The sequence below is a fragment of the Mesorhizobium sp. USDA 4775 genome (assembly GCF_054062655.1).
Map to the genome: position 1 here is coordinate 910,523 of NZ_JBSSFM010000001.1, position 12,498 is coordinate 923,020.

A 12,498-nucleotide genomic window follows, 5' to 3' on the forward strand; every position below is an offset into this window, starting at 1 on the left:
GGGCCGCGCCGATAGTGGGCACCCCGGAGAGTATAGGGCGTTCAGGCGGCCGCCATGATCCCGGCATAGGTGCCGAAATCGACATTGCCGCCGGACAGCACCACGGCGACACTTTTGCCGGACAGTTCGATCTCGCCCGACCCCAGCGCCGCGAGGGCCACGCAGCCGCCCGGCTCGACCACCAGCTTGAGATAGGCCATGGCGTCGCGCATCGCCTGTGCGGTCGCCTTGTCGGAGACGGCGATGGCGCCGGCGAGGTTCTTGCGGTTGATTTCGAAGGTGATGGCGCCCGGCTCGGCGGTCAGGATCGCGTCGCAGATCGAGCTGTAACCCGTTCGTTCGAAACCCGGGCGCCGGCGGCGAGCGAGCGGCGCGTGTCGTCGAAATGCTCGGGCTCCACCGCCCAGACCGCGGTGCTGGGCGAGGCATCCTTGACCGCGACCGAAATGCCGCTCGACAGCCCGCCGCCACCGCAGGGAATGACGACGGCGTCGAGGCTGACGCCAAGCGCTTTGGCCTGCCGCATGAGTTCAAGGCCGATCGTACCTTGCCCGGCAATGATGGCCGGATCGTCGAAGGGCGGCACCAGCACCATGCCCTTGTCGATATAGGGGCGAACCACGGTCATGCGGTCATCGCGAAAGCGGTCGAACGGCACCACTTCCGCCCCCATCCTGCGGACATTGCCGATCTTCATCGCCGGCGCGTCCGCCGGCATGGCGATGACCGCCTTGACGCCGAACATGGCGGCCGAAGCGGCGACCCCTTGCGCATGATTGCCGGAGGAGAAGGCGACGACGCCACGGCTGCGCTCTTCCTCGCTCAGCGACGACAGCTTGTTGTAGGCACCGCGGAACTTGAACGAGCCGGTGCGCTGCAACGTCTCCGGCTTGAACAGGATACGGCCGCCGAAGCGTTTGTTCAGCTCGGCCGATTCGATCAATGGCGTTTCGACGATCAGGCCGGAAAGCCGCGCGGCGGCAGCATGGATGTCGGCGATGCCGGGAGGGGTGGTCATGGCGGATCCTGTGGCGATGTGATCCGGCCATGGTGCACGCAAACGGCCGCGCCATGCCAACGAAAAGATGTGACCGATACAAAGTTGGCGATATGAGCTAGGTGCCAAGTGTGGCTAGCGTTACGGCCGGCCACCCCCCTCTGTCCTGCCGGACAGAGGGGGGTGCTGTCCCGCCGACGTCTGCGATGTTCTGTTTCCTGCAGTCGGAGCGCTTAGCCGGGGGCCCGCTGCCTGCGGCAGCTCCCCGGTTCAAACCCTTGAAAGGTCCACCGGACCTTTCAATTCGCCTGCGGCGAACCGGGTTCTCACCCCAGCAAAGTCCGCTGCCTCTTCGTCCCGCCCAGCTTGCGCCAATTGTTGAAGCGATGCGTGGCGGCGGCAAATGAGATCTTCATCTGCTGGGCGACCGAATAGCGCGACTTGCCTTCGTCGAACATGCGGTAGCAGCACTCGACCCCTTCCTCGGTCAGCTTGCCGTCGGGGGCCTTGTTGTGCGGGTTGGCGGGGTCGAATTTCTCGATCTGCTGCTCGACCAGGCCCTTCAGGCGCTGCAGATCGGCCTCGATGCTGGCGATGAGATCGAGAACGGGTTTCGGGTCGAAATGCTGGGGGTGCGGCTTCGTCATACGCTCAAAATCCTCATTCTTGTCTTAGGTTCAGCTATATAGGTGAAGCTTTGCCAATAGATAAGGGTCGACGCCGCTCAAGCGCTTCAACAATTCTTGAACCCCGAGACTTCAGCGCGATTGACCCGGAGCACCGCAGACCCTAGTTTAGAACAATTCTAAACTAGGATCCTTTCCTCATGCTTTCCCGTGTTTTCGGTTTCGGCCGCCGCCCCTTCGAATCGCTCTCCGAACAGGAAATCCTGGCGCTGGCCATTTCATCCGAGGAAGATGACGGGCGCATCTACCGCGCCTATGCCGACGGGCTGGCGGAAAACTTCCCGCAATCGGCGAAAGTGTTCGAGGAGATGGCCGAGGAAGAGGACGGCCATCGCGACTCGCTGATCGAGCTCTTCCGCAAGCGTTTCGGCGAGCGCATCCCGCTGATCCGGCGCGAACATGTGAAGGGCTACTATGAGCGCAAGCCCGACTGGCTGGTGAGGCCGCTCGGCATCGAGCATGTGCGCAGCCAGGCCGAGGCCATGGAGCGGCAGGCCTATCTGTTCTACGTCGAGGCGGCAAAGCGCACGACCGATGCCTCGACGCGAAAACTTCTCGGCGACCTGGCAATAGCCGAACAGGGCCACGAGACGCTCGCCCAGCGGCTGGAGCAGAAGCATGTGCCTGGCGAAGTGAAGGATGAAGAGGCCGCCGCCGAGCAGCGCCAGTTCATCCTGACTTATGTGCAGCCGGGCCTGGCAGGCCTGATGGACGGTTCGGTGTCGACGCTGGCGCCGATCTTCGCCGCTGCCTTTGCCACGCACGACACCTGGCAGACCTTCCTGGTCGGGCTTGCCGCGTCGATCGGCGCCGGTATCTCCATGGGCTTTACGGAAGTCGCTTCCGACGACGGCAAGCTCTCGGGTCGCGGCTCGCCGATAAAGCGCGGCATCACCACTGGCGTCATGACATCGGCCGGTGGTCTCGGCCACGCATTGCCCTATCTCATCCCGCATTTCTGGACGGCGACGGCGGTTGCCGCCGTCGTGGTGTTCTTCGAGCTGTGGGCCATCGCCTTCGTCCAGAACCGCTACATGCAGACCCCGTTCCTGCGCGCCGCCTTCCAGGTGGTGCTGGGCGGCGCGCTGGTGTTCGCGGCCGGCGTGCTGATCGGGAATGCATAGTTCTTCCTTCCCCCCTTGTGGGGGAAGGTGGATCGGCGCGTAGCGCCGAGACGGATGAGGGGTGCTCCAACGGAGTGAGGCGCTGGTGTTCCCTGGAACACCCCTCATCCGCCCTCGCTTCGCGAGGCCACCTTCTCCCGCAAGGGGAGAAGGAAGAAACGCGCCTCTCCACTACCCATTCACGGCCCGGCTGTCCGCCGGCGCCTCGTCCCTTTCGGTCAGCCCATAATCCCTGACCACATGCGCTATGCGCAATCGGTAGCCGGCAAAGATGCCGCCGCGGCCGGCATGCTGCGCCTGCCTGTGCTCTTCGGTGTTGCGCCAGGCCTTCACCGCGTCCTCGTCGCGCCAGAACGACAGCGACAGGATGCGGTTCGGGTCGGCGAGGCTCTGAAAACGTTCGATCGAGATGAAGCCGTCAATGCCGTCGAGCAAGGGACGCAGATTGGCGGCGATGCCGAGATAGGCATCGCGCCGGCCCTCCGCGGGCTGCACCTCGAAGATGACGGCGATCACGGCAGCACCAGCTTGGCGTGCGGCCCGGAGACGTGTTTCAGGAACATGCGGTCCTCCTTGAGGATGAATCGTTCGCGCTTGGCGAACTCATAGTTTGCCTTGCCGGCGGGATCGGCGGCAAGCCGGGCGCGATAGGCTTCATAGGCCGCCAGGTTCTCGATGTTGTAGGCGGCGTAGGCCGTCGTCGCCGAGCCTTCATGCGGGGCATAGTAACCGATCAGATCGGCCCCACAGCGCGGAATGGCCTGGCCCCAGTTGCGGGCGTATTCCTCGAAGGCGGCCTTGCCGAACGGGTCGATCTGATAGCGGATAAAGCAGGTGATGGTCACGGTCGTCTCCTTGGGTTCTGCATCGACGCTTCGAGCGCGGTCGAAACGTCATACGCATTGGTGTGCTAGGCAGTTCGTGTCAGGAGCCATCGTCGCTTGCGTCGCCGGCTCCTTGATCTGGCCGGAGAATAATGGCTATCTGACAAGAATGCTTCGATGAGGAACGAACTATGCGTGAAGGACCTGACATCGCCCGCATCGCCAGCCTGGTCGGCGACCCGGCCCGCGCCAACATGCTGAACGCGCTGATGGGCGGCACGGCGCTGACGGCGAGCGAATTGGCGCTGGAAGCCGGCGTGTCGCTGCCGACCGCCTCTTCGCATCTGTCGAAACTGATGGAGGGCGGGCTGCTGACCTTGGCCAGCCAGGGCAGGCACCGCTATTACGGCCTTGCCGGGCCGCAAGTGGCGGGCATGATCGAGGCCATCACCGGTGTCGCCGAGGCTGTCGGCCCCAAGCGCGTGCGGCCCGGCCCGCGCGACGGCGCCATGCGCGTCGCCCGCGTCTGCTACGACCATCTCGCCGGCGAGCAGGCGGTGGCGATGCTCGACCGTCTGGTCGAGAAAGACATATTGCTGCGCGACGACAGGGAGATCAGGCTTGGGCCATCCGCGTCGTCGCATTTTGCCGCGATCGGCATCGATGTCGACGCCAAACCGCGCCGCCCGGTCTGCCGCGCCTGCCTCGACTGGAGCGTGCGCCGCTCGCACCTCGCCGGCACGCTGGGCGCCGCCATCCTCGACAAGATCCTTCTGGAAAAATGGGCGCGCCGCGAAAAGGACAGCCGCGCGGTGATTTTCTCGCCACCGGGCAAGCAGGCCTTCGAGAAAGTGTTTTTGAGCTGAGCGCCGAGAACTACCCCCGCTTCAACACCTTGCCCTGCTTGAAGAAATCCACCCAAGGATCGGCTTCCGCCAACTGCTTCAGCGTCGTCTTGTCGCCTATGGGGAAAGCGTTCGGCGCCAGGCCGGCCTCGATCTCGGCCCAGGTCACCGGCATCGATACGGTGGCGCCCTTCTTGGCGCGCGAGGAATACGGAGCGACCGTTGTCGAGCCCCTGCCATTGCGCAGATAGTCGACGAAGATTTTCCCGGTGCGCGCCTTCTTCGACAGCGTCGCCGTGTAGCGGTCGGGGGCACCCTGTTCGAGCGCCTTGGCGAAATCATGGGCGAAGGTCTTCACCGCCTCCCAGTCCGCCGACGGTTTCAGCGGCACCAGCACATGATAGCCCTTGCCGCCCGATGTCTTGACGAAGTTCGGCAGCGACAGCTCGTCGAGCCTGCCCCTGATATCGAGCGCCGCCTCGCGCACCGCTTTGACGTCGACACCTTCATCGGGGTCGAGATCGAAGATGATCTGGTCCGGCTGTTCAAGCTTGTCGATCGTGCATCCCCAGATGTGGATTTCGACCACGCCGTACTGGACGAGCGCCGCCACCCCGTCGAAATCTCGCACGAACAGGATTTCCTCGCCATCCGTCGGGTCTTTCATCCGGGCTATTCTGTCGCTCATGCCGGCCGAGGCATGTTTTTGGAAGAAGCGCGGGCCGCCGATGCCGTCCGGCGCCCGCACCAGGCTGAGCGGCCGGTTGACGACGAACTGCTCCATGCGCGGCCAAACCTCGGCGTAATGGTCGAGCAGGCCCTGCTTGGAGATCTTCTCGTCGGGCCATAGCAGCTTGTCGGGATGCGAGAGTTTTACGCTGGTCGTCATCGTCCCGCCGCCGCTCGAGGCCGGCTTGCCCTTGCCTGTCGCTGCCTTGGGCTTTTCCTGCACAACGTCCTCCGCCGGCTTGTCCTCGCGCAGCCCCTGGAACGAGGCATGACGTATTATACGGTCCGACGTCCAGCTGCGAAACTCCACTTCGCCGACCAATTCCGGCTTGACCCAGACCAGCCCCTTGCCTTTCGGCACGGCCTTGTCGAAGGGCGAAGCCTTCGCCTGCAGCGCGTCGAGCTTGTTCTTCAGCTCCGTCGCGCCTTTGGCGGAAAAACCGGTGCCGACACGACCGGCATACTGCAGTTTGCCGCCCTCGTAATAGCCGACCAGCAGCGAGCGCAGCCCGCGCCCGGTCTTGTCCGAAGGCAGATAGCCGCCGATGACGAATTCCTGCCGTGCCGTGCATTTCGACTTCACCCAGGTCGGGCCGCGCCCGCTGCGATAGGGCGCATCGGCGCGTTTGGACACGACGCCTTCCAGCCCCATCCTGCAGGCATGCTCCAGCATGATCTTGCCGGGCTCGAAAAAATGGTCGGAGAAACGCACCGCCGGGTTCTCGGCCTGCTTGCCGAGCAGCTCCTGCAAGGCCTGCTTGCGCTCGACCAGCGGCTCGGCGCGCAAATCCTTGCCGTCGAGACGCATCAGGTCGAACACGTAATAGAGGAAGCGGTTTGCCCGCTTCGCCGACAGATCCTGCTGCAGCAGCGCGAAGGACGAGACGCCGCTGTCGGCCAGCACGACAATTTCGCCGTCGATGATGGCGTCGCTGCACTTCAGCCCGGCGAGCTCGGCAATGATCTCCCCGCCGAATTTTTCCGTCCAGTCGAGGCCGGTGCGGGTCAAGAGCCGCACATCCGTGCCGGCGATATGCGCCTGCATGCGATAGCCGTCGAATTTGACTTCATGCAGCCAGTCCTTGCCCGGTGGTGCGTCCCGCTCCAGCGTCGCCAGTTGCGGCTCGATGAAAACGAGTTTGCGGCTTGCGGCCTTCGCCTTGCCGGCGGCCGGCTTGTTGGAGTGCCAGACTTCTGGCTTCTTACCCTTGGCCGCCTTGCCCTCGCCGACCTCTTCGATCGTCAGGCCCGACTTCACCGATTCCGGCCTCTCCTTCAAAATGTCCTCGCCCGGGCGCGCCGCGGCATCGTCGGACTTGATCAAGAGCCAGTTGTCGCGCTTTTCGCCCGCCCGCGGCTTCAGCCGCACCAGATGCCACAGCCCATGCAATTTGTGGCCGTTGAGCTCGAAACTGATGTGGCCCTTCTTCATCGCCTTGGCCGGGTCGGTCTCAGGCACCCATGTCCCCTCGTCCCAGACGATGACCGAGCCGCCGCCATATTCGCCCTTCGGGATCGTGCCTTCGAACGGCGCATAGTCGATCGGGTGATCCTCGACATGAACGGCGAGCCGCTTTTCGTGCGGATCAAGGCTCGGCCCTCGCGTCACGGCCCAGCTCCACAGCACGCCGCCATGCTCGAGGCGAAGATCGTAATGCAGCCTGGTCGCAGCGTGCTTGTGGATGACGAAGATGCCGCCCGCTTCGCTCTTTTTCGTGCGTGCGACCTTGCCCGCCGGCTCCGACGTTTTCTTGAAATCGCGCTTGGCGTGATATTGTTCGAGGCCGGCCATATGATGTCCTCAGGCGGATTTGCGCTTCGGCCCGGTGGCTTTCGGCCTGGCGCGTTTGGCCGCCGGCGATGAAGCCTTCGTTGACCCCGAATCCGACGACAGGCTCTTCTTCAGCGCGTCGAACAGATTGACGACGTTGGAGGGTTTGGGGGCCACCTTGGCCTTGGGCGCCTTGTGCCCCGCCTTCTTGGCCCGGATCAGTTCGAGCAGCGCGTCCTCATATTTGTCGTCGAATTTCGAGGGGTCGAATTTTGCTTTCTTCTTGTCGATGATCAGCTCGGCCAAATCGGTCATTTCCTGGTCGGTCTTCACCGCCTTGATCTCGCCGAACACGCTGTCCGCCTGGCGCACCGTGTTGTCGTAGCGCAGCGTCGTCAGCACCATGCCCTTGCCGAGCGGCTCGATGACCACGGGGCGCTCGCGTTGGTAGAGCACGATGCGCGCCAGCCCGGCCATCTTCTTGCCCGCCATGGCATCGCGGATGACGGCGAACGCCTCTTCCGACACCTTGTCGGCCGGCGCGACATAGTAGGGCGTGTCGAGATAGATCTGCTGGATCGAGGCCTTGTCGACGAAACCGTCGAGGCTCATCGTGTGCGAGGATTCGATCTGCACGGCCTCGATCTCGTCTTCCTCGATATGGACGAAATCGCCGCCGTCCAATTCATAGCCCTTGATCTCGTCGCCATCGTCCAAGGGCTTGCCGGTTTCGGCATCGACATAGATGCGCTTCACCGTGTTGCCGGTCTTGCGGTTGAGAATGCGGAACGACACCCTTTCGGCATGCGTCACGACATTGGTCAGTTCGACGGCACAGGTGACCAGCGACAGCTTCAGATAACCCTTCCAGGCTGGACGCGGCGCCATGACAAACTCCTTGCAATGGGTTCAATCCAGAACGGGGCAAAGCCCATTCCGGTTCCGACCGCGCGACAAGGCAAGTCGGCGCCGTTGCCGCGCCGATCTTGCCTGCCATCTCACTATTCGGCAGCCTGGAGATTGATCTTGCTTTCCGCCATCTCGGTGAGCTTGCGATCGGTCGCCTGCTCTTCCTTGAGATTCTTCGCGAGTACATTGGCGCAATCGCTGCGGCCGAGTTGCTTGGCCCATGCAATCAGCGTGCCGTAGCGGGTCATTTCGTAATGCTCGACTGCTTGCGCAGACGCGATCAGGGCGGCGTCCAGGACCTCCTTGTCGGCGATGTCGCCGCTCACCTCGTCGGCTTCCTTGAGGATGCCGTCAATGGCCGGGCAGTCGATGGCCTTGGCCTTGACGCCATGCAGCTCGAACACCTCTTCGACGCGTTCGATATGGCCCCTGGTCTGTTCAAGATGTTTTTCGAAGCCTGCTTTGAGCTGCGCGTTGGTGGCCTTGTCAATCATCTTCGGCAATGCCTTCTCGATCTGCTTTTCCGCGTAATAGATGTCGCGCAACGTGTGCACGAACAGGTCGTCCAGCGTGTTGATGTCCTTCGAAAAGAAGCCCATGGTTCTAGCCTTTCCATTTGCTCTTGCGGTGTTGGTGTACGTGCCTGCGGCTTGCAGGCAATCGCGGGCCGGCCACGCCAGTCCCGACGGTCAACGTCCGCCCTATATGCCGGTTCCTTCCTTTCCTGCCTGAGCAAGGAAATTCCATCAGCCAGCCGGAAATTGAAACAGAACCGCGCCCAGGCGACATTCAAACGAAACATATGTGATGCAAAAGTCACACTGGCCGGAAAGGCGACAAAAGGCGCGGAAACACCCCGAAACAGCCGCATTCCGGCCACGAAGCAACGGGTTTTCGACCGGATATTAACATCGTGTTCACCGACTATTCACGCCTCGATGCTATCCTTCGCGCAATTCGGAAGGGACATCCGAAAATCGGGACAGGGACAGGGTAAATGAACTTCCTCACGCACCTCATCGGCTACGCCGCTGCCATCCGCGAATTCGTCGCGCCGACCTATCGGCCGGAGCGCTACTACATGCGCGGCCCCGGTCCGGCTTGCGCCCGTCGCGGCACGTCGCTGGGCGCGCACTGACCATGACGTTCGAGAGCCGCCACAACAGCCGCATCTGCAGGCCGGGAGCCACGACCCGCGCCACCACCTATCGTTCCGAGCGCCCGGCTCTGAGCGACAGGCGTCGTGCGACATCGCCACGTCTTTGATCCCGCCCCCGGCTGGCCTGGTGTCCCAGGACACGATCAGCCGAGGACCGCGTGACCGACCTTCCTCGGTCCAGTCCGCCCCAATCACGTCTGGCCAAGCCCAGTCCTCCCGCTGAACCATCTTTCGATACCAGCCATCCGCTGATCGTCTTCGATGGCGTCTGCGTACTGCGCTCCGGCCTCGTGCGCATGGGGGTGAGGGAGGCACGCCAAGGCCCGGCTCAATCCGGCAGGGCCGCGATCGCGACAATTTCAACGACGATGTCGGCTTGAGCGAGCGCGGCAACGCCAATCACCTCCGAGGGCGGCGGGTTGTTGTAACTGCAGTGCTTCGGGCAATGCTCGGCAAAGAACGCGTCCAGAACGTCCAGGCGAAAATTGGGAGAGCTGAGAACGCCGCCGTCGGGAAACGGTCCTCGGACGAAGAAGGTCAGTTTGACGAGGTTTTCAAGCGCGGTGCCCAGCTCCTCCAGATCGGATTTGATGTTGCCCAGAACCTCGAGCCACTGCGCCGCCGCATCGCCGGCGAAACGACCGCCCTGCTTGCCGGCCGGATCGTAGTCGGCGGCGGTCGCCGTGTTTCCGCAAAGGTAGACGAATCCCTTCGCGCCGGTGACGACGGTCCCCTTGCCCCACGGCATCAACCGGCCGCTTTTGAATTTCTTGTGGGTCACGAGTTCCATTGCTCATCTCCCATCTCTGGCGTGACGTGCCTGGATCACAAAGGGTAGCGCGGCGAGGCATCATGGCCAGCGCCGCCGGCCGCTTGGCGAAACCTGGTCCTTGCGAAACCGCGTGACGAAGCCGAAAGTTTTTTCTTGGCGCCTGTCGAAATCGGTCGACGCCGCGCGACATACGTCTGGCCCCGCAAGGACGCGGCCTTCGAAACCACGGGAGAAGACCCATGCGATACATGCTGATGATCAACAATAACGAAGCCGCAATGGCGGCCATGCCGATCGAGAAGACCCAGCAGATGAGCGCGGCCTATGGCGCCTATACCGAAGCGTTGAAGAAATCCGGCGCCTGGCTGGCCGGCGAACGCCTGCGCCCGACCCAGGCGACCACCTCGGTCCGGATCGCCGACGGCAAGACCAATGTGATCGACGGCCCCTATGCCGACACCAAGGAGCAGCTTGCCGGCTTCTACATGATCGAGGCGGCCGATATCGACACCGCCATCGAATGGGCCGCGCGCTGTCCGGCGGCCAGCACCGGCACGGTCGAGTTGCGGCCGATCTGGGAAATGGCCGACTACATGCCCAAGCAATGACGACGTGCCAGGAAATGACCATGTGATGGACAGTCGCCCGGAGATCGCCCGGGCGGCCGCCGAGGCCGCCGCCCGGCAGAGCTACGGCAAGCTGGTCGCCTGGCTCGCGGCGCGCACGCGCGACGTGACCGCGGCCGAGGATGCGCTGGCGGACGCCTTTGCCGCCGCGCTCGAGCGCTGGCCGAAGTCAGGCGTGCCTGAAAAGCCGGAAGCCTGGCTGCTGGCCGTGGCGCGGCGGCGGCGGGTCGATGCGGTTCGCCGGCGGCTCACCCGGGAGGCGGCCCGCGATCATCTCAAGCTGATCGCCGAGGAGATGGAGGCGCGCATGACCGACGAAGAGCTGCCCGACGAACGGCTGCGGCTGATGTTTGCTTGCGCGCATCCTGCGATCGAGCCGGGCGTGCGGGCGCCGCTGATCCTGCAGACAGTGCTGGGCTTCGATGCCGCGACGATCGCTTCCGCCTTCCTGGTCTCGCCGGCAACGATGGGCCAGCGCCTGGTGCGCGCCAAGACGCGCATCCGCGAAACCGGCATTCCGTTCCGTGTGCCGGAGCGGGCCGAACTCGGCGAAAGGCTGGGCGCGGTGCTGGAAGCGATCTACGCCGCCTTCGCCGAAGGCTGGTCCGATCCGGTCGGCACCGAGACGCAGCGCCGCAACCTCGCCACCGAAGGCATCTGGCTCGGCCGCCTGGTGGTGACGCTGATGCCGCAAGAGCCGGAAGCGCTTGGCCTGCTGGCGCTCATGCTGTTTGCCGAGGCCCGCCGCACTGCCCGGCGCAGTGCCGAAGGCGACTTCGTGCCGCTGGCCGAACAGGACTGCGACCTGTGGGACCGCGCCCTCATCGACGAGGCGGAGGCGCTTCTGTCCCATGCCGCGATGAGCGGCGTCGTCGGCCGCTACCAGCTCGAGGCGGCCGTCCAGTCCGCCCACGCGGCGCGGCGGCTGACCGGCCGCACCGATTGGCCGGCGATCCGCGCGCTTTACGACGCGCTGTTTTCGATCGTCGGATCGCCGGTGGTGGCGATCAACCGCGCGGTGGCGCTTGCCGAGACGGAGGGCGCCGTGGCGGGGCTGGCGGCGCTTTACGTGTTGGGCGACGACAAGCGGCTCAATGAGTATCAGCCCTATTGGGCGGCGCGGGCCGGTCTCCTGGCCAGGCTTGGCCAGGCGCCGCAGGCAACCGAGGCCTATGACAGGGCAATCGGTCTCGAACGCGACCCGGCGGTGCGCCGGTTCCTGCAAGGCAAAAGGGCGGCGCTGCGAAACTGATCTTCAGCCCGGCCACATCTCATGTGAGCTGTTGAGCGTCTTCAGCAGCGGATGGCCGCGCAGCCTGGCCCAGAGACGTTCAATATCAGGCCATGCCGCTCGCGCTGTGTCGATGTCGGGATGCCAGGCCACCAGCATGACGAGATAGATGTCGGCCAGCGACATCTGGTCACCAACCAGCCAGTCACGACCCTTCAGAGCGGCATCGAGGACGGCGAAGCCACGGTCCATCTCGGCGACTGCCGCCTGCTTGACGGCTTTCGTGCCGTCGGCGTCTGCCGTGTAGCGATGGGCGTAGTAGAACCGCAGCACCGCCGGGTAGAGCACCGACGACATGAAGGCCATCCAGCGCAGGAAATCGGCGCGGGCAGGCGCATCGACCGCCGGCGCCAGGCGGGCCTCGGGATGGCGCTCGGCGAGCAGGATGCAGATCGCCGCCGATTCGGTCATCGAGCTGCCGTCCGGCAAGGTCAGCACCGGCACCTGGTTCAGCGGGCTGATGTCGAGGAAGGCCGGATCGGGGCGGTCGGTCTTCGGCACATCGACCTGTTCGAACGGTGCGTTGGCGAGCGCCAGCGCCGCCTCGACGACGAAGCCGCCGCTGCCGGGACGGGTATAGAGCTTGTACATGAAATTCTCCCCTGATCCGCGCAAAGCGGACCGGGGCGATATGCACCGGAAGCAGGGTCCTGCTCAAGCCGGCTCACAGGCGCCACGGGAGGATTTTTCAACGGGCCAGCGAGATTGGGTCACGACGCTGCCCTTCGCTTCGTCATCCACGGGCGGAGGAAGGAGCGAAGCGAC

The 12,498-nt window shown here is 64.1% G+C and carries 13 protein-coding genes and 1 pseudogene; 5 read left to right on the forward strand and 9 right to left on the reverse strand.

All coding sequences use genetic code 11. The features are described 5' to 3' along the window. Positions 1 to 41: 41 nt before the first annotated feature. Together ACVILI_RS04640 and ACVILI_RS04645 are read right to left on the reverse strand one after the other, a co-directional pair. A pseudogene (locus ACVILI_RS04640) lies at positions 42 to 1,018 on the reverse strand (threonine/serine dehydratase). Positions 1,019 to 1,323: 305 nt separating this feature from the next. Next, the gene (locus tag ACVILI_RS04645; protein ID WP_019862259.1) at positions 1,324 to 1,644 is read right to left on the reverse strand and encodes a hypothetical protein; all 321 of its coding nucleotides are present in this window, start codon (positions 1,642 to 1,644) and stop codon (positions 1,324 to 1,326) included. Positions 1,645 to 1,823: 179 nt separating this feature from the next. Here ACVILI_RS04645 and mbfA point away from each other — a divergent pair, with 179 nt between their 5' ends. Beyond that, positions 1,824 to 2,807 carry an iron exporter MbfA gene (gene mbfA / locus ACVILI_RS04650; protein ID WP_019862260.1) on the forward strand — a complete coding sequence of 328 codons (984 nt, stop codon included), beginning with the start codon at positions 1,824 to 1,826 and terminating at the stop codon, positions 2,805 to 2,807. 171 nt (positions 2,808 to 2,978) lie between these two features. On the opposite strand, the gene ACVILI_RS04655 is transcribed toward mbfA, so the two are convergent. Together ACVILI_RS04655 and ACVILI_RS04660 are read right to left on the reverse strand one after the other, a co-directional pair. Continuing rightward, positions 2,979 to 3,323: an antibiotic biosynthesis monooxygenase family protein gene (locus ACVILI_RS04655; RefSeq protein WP_038650924.1), complete on the reverse strand. Its 345-nt coding sequence runs from the start codon at positions 3,321 to 3,323 to the stop codon at positions 2,979 to 2,981. Then, complete coding sequence (locus tag ACVILI_RS04660) at positions 3,320 to 3,652, reverse strand: NIPSNAP family protein (protein ID WP_038650927.1); 333 nt, start codon at positions 3,650 to 3,652, stop codon at positions 3,320 to 3,322. The genes ACVILI_RS04655 and ACVILI_RS04660 overlap by 4 nt, the downstream gene beginning before the upstream one ends. 170 nt (positions 3,653 to 3,822) lie before the next feature. On the opposite strand from ACVILI_RS04660, the gene ACVILI_RS04665 reads away from it, so the two are divergent. Further along, entirely contained in the window at positions 3,823 to 4,497 is a 675-nt protein-coding gene (locus ACVILI_RS04665) for an ArsR/SmtB family transcription factor (RefSeq protein ID WP_019862264.1), read from the forward strand. Positions 4,498 to 4,507: 10 nt separating this feature from the next. Here ACVILI_RS04665 and ligD read toward each other — a convergent pair whose 3' ends face one another. The 3 genes from ligD to ACVILI_RS04680 all read right to left on the reverse strand — a co-directional run bounded on the left by ligD (position 4,508) and on the right by ACVILI_RS04680 (position 8,484). Continuing rightward, entirely contained in the window at positions 4,508 to 6,997 is a 2,490-nt protein-coding gene (ligD, locus tag ACVILI_RS04670) for a DNA ligase D (protein ID WP_038650930.1), read from the reverse strand. 9 nt (positions 6,998 to 7,006) lie between these two features. Then, entirely contained in the window at positions 7,007 to 7,864 is an 858-nt protein-coding gene (ku, locus tag ACVILI_RS04675; protein WP_038650933.1) for a non-homologous end joining protein Ku, read from the reverse strand. Positions 7,865 to 7,977: 113 nt separating this feature from the next. Continuing rightward, a complete protein-coding gene (locus ACVILI_RS04680; protein WP_038650936.1) occupies positions 7,978 to 8,484 on the reverse strand; it encodes a YciE/YciF ferroxidase family protein in 507 nt (168 codons plus the stop codon). 398 nt (positions 8,485 to 8,882) lie between these two features. Between ACVILI_RS04680 and ACVILI_RS04685 the strand changes: the two genes are divergently transcribed. Beyond that, complete coding sequence (locus tag ACVILI_RS04685; protein WP_013892047.1) at positions 8,883 to 9,023, forward strand: hypothetical protein; 141 nt, start codon at positions 8,883 to 8,885, stop codon at positions 9,021 to 9,023. Between the two features lie 349 nt (positions 9,024 to 9,372). Here the strand turns inward: ACVILI_RS04685 and ACVILI_RS04690 are convergent, their stop codons facing one another. Continuing rightward, entirely contained in the window at positions 9,373 to 9,834 is a 462-nt protein-coding gene (locus tag ACVILI_RS04690) for a RidA family protein (protein WP_038650939.1), read from the reverse strand. A 221-nt stretch (positions 9,835 to 10,055) separates the two neighbouring features. Between ACVILI_RS04690 and ACVILI_RS04695 the strand changes: the two genes are divergently transcribed. After that, positions 10,056 to 10,424, forward strand: a complete 369-nt coding sequence (locus tag ACVILI_RS04695; protein WP_019862269.1) for a YciI family protein — start codon at positions 10,056 to 10,058, stop codon at positions 10,422 to 10,424. A 25-nt stretch (positions 10,425 to 10,449) separates the two neighbouring features. Continuing rightward, positions 10,450 to 11,694: an RNA polymerase sigma factor gene (locus ACVILI_RS04700; RefSeq protein ID WP_019862270.1), complete on the forward strand. Its 1,245-nt coding sequence runs from the start codon at positions 10,450 to 10,452 to the stop codon at positions 11,692 to 11,694. 3 nt (positions 11,695 to 11,697) lie between these two features. Here the strand turns inward: ACVILI_RS04700 and ACVILI_RS04705 are convergent, their stop codons facing one another. Next, positions 11,698 to 12,324 (reverse strand): glutathione S-transferase family protein, encoded by a 627-nt coding sequence (locus ACVILI_RS04705; RefSeq protein WP_019862272.1) that lies wholly within the window; start codon positions 12,322 to 12,324, stop codon positions 11,698 to 11,700. Positions 12,325 to 12,498: the final 174 nt, after the last annotated feature.

What these genes read in the sequence shown, in the direction of transcription:
- ku (WP_038650933.1), bottom strand. Translation starts at nt 7,864, where the DNA reads ATGGCGCCGCGTCCAGCCTGGAAGGGTTATCTGAAGCTGTCGCTGGTC.
- ACVILI_RS04690 (WP_038650939.1), bottom strand. Translation starts at nt 9,834, where the DNA reads ATGGAACTCGTGACCCACAAGAAATTCAAAAGCGGCCGGTTGATGCCG.
- ACVILI_RS04645 (WP_019862259.1), bottom strand. Translation starts at nt 1,644, where the DNA reads ATGACGAAGCCGCACCCCCAGCATTTCGACCCGAAACCCGTTCTCGAT.
- mbfA (WP_019862260.1), top strand. Translation starts at nt 1,824, where the DNA reads ATGCTTTCCCGTGTTTTCGGTTTCGGCCGCCGCCCCTTCGAATCGCTC.
- ACVILI_RS04705 (WP_019862272.1), bottom strand. Translation starts at nt 12,324, where the DNA reads ATGTACAAGCTCTATACCCGTCCCGGCAGCGGCGGCTTCGTCGTCGAG.
- ACVILI_RS04680 (WP_038650936.1), bottom strand. Translation starts at nt 8,484, where the DNA reads ATGGGCTTCTTTTCGAAGGACATCAACACGCTGGACGACCTGTTCGTG.
- ligD (WP_038650930.1), bottom strand. Translation starts at nt 6,997, where the DNA reads ATGGCCGGCCTCGAACAATATCACGCCAAGCGCGATTTCAAGAAAACG.
- ACVILI_RS04665 (WP_019862264.1), top strand. Translation starts at nt 3,823, where the DNA reads ATGCGTGAAGGACCTGACATCGCCCGCATCGCCAGCCTGGTCGGCGAC.
- ACVILI_RS04700 (WP_019862270.1), top strand. Translation starts at nt 10,450, where the DNA reads ATGGACAGTCGCCCGGAGATCGCCCGGGCGGCCGCCGAGGCCGCCGCC.
- ACVILI_RS04695 (WP_019862269.1), top strand. Translation starts at nt 10,056, where the DNA reads ATGCGATACATGCTGATGATCAACAATAACGAAGCCGCAATGGCGGCC.
- ACVILI_RS04685 (WP_013892047.1), top strand. Translation starts at nt 8,883, where the DNA reads ATGAACTTCCTCACGCACCTCATCGGCTACGCCGCTGCCATCCGCGAA.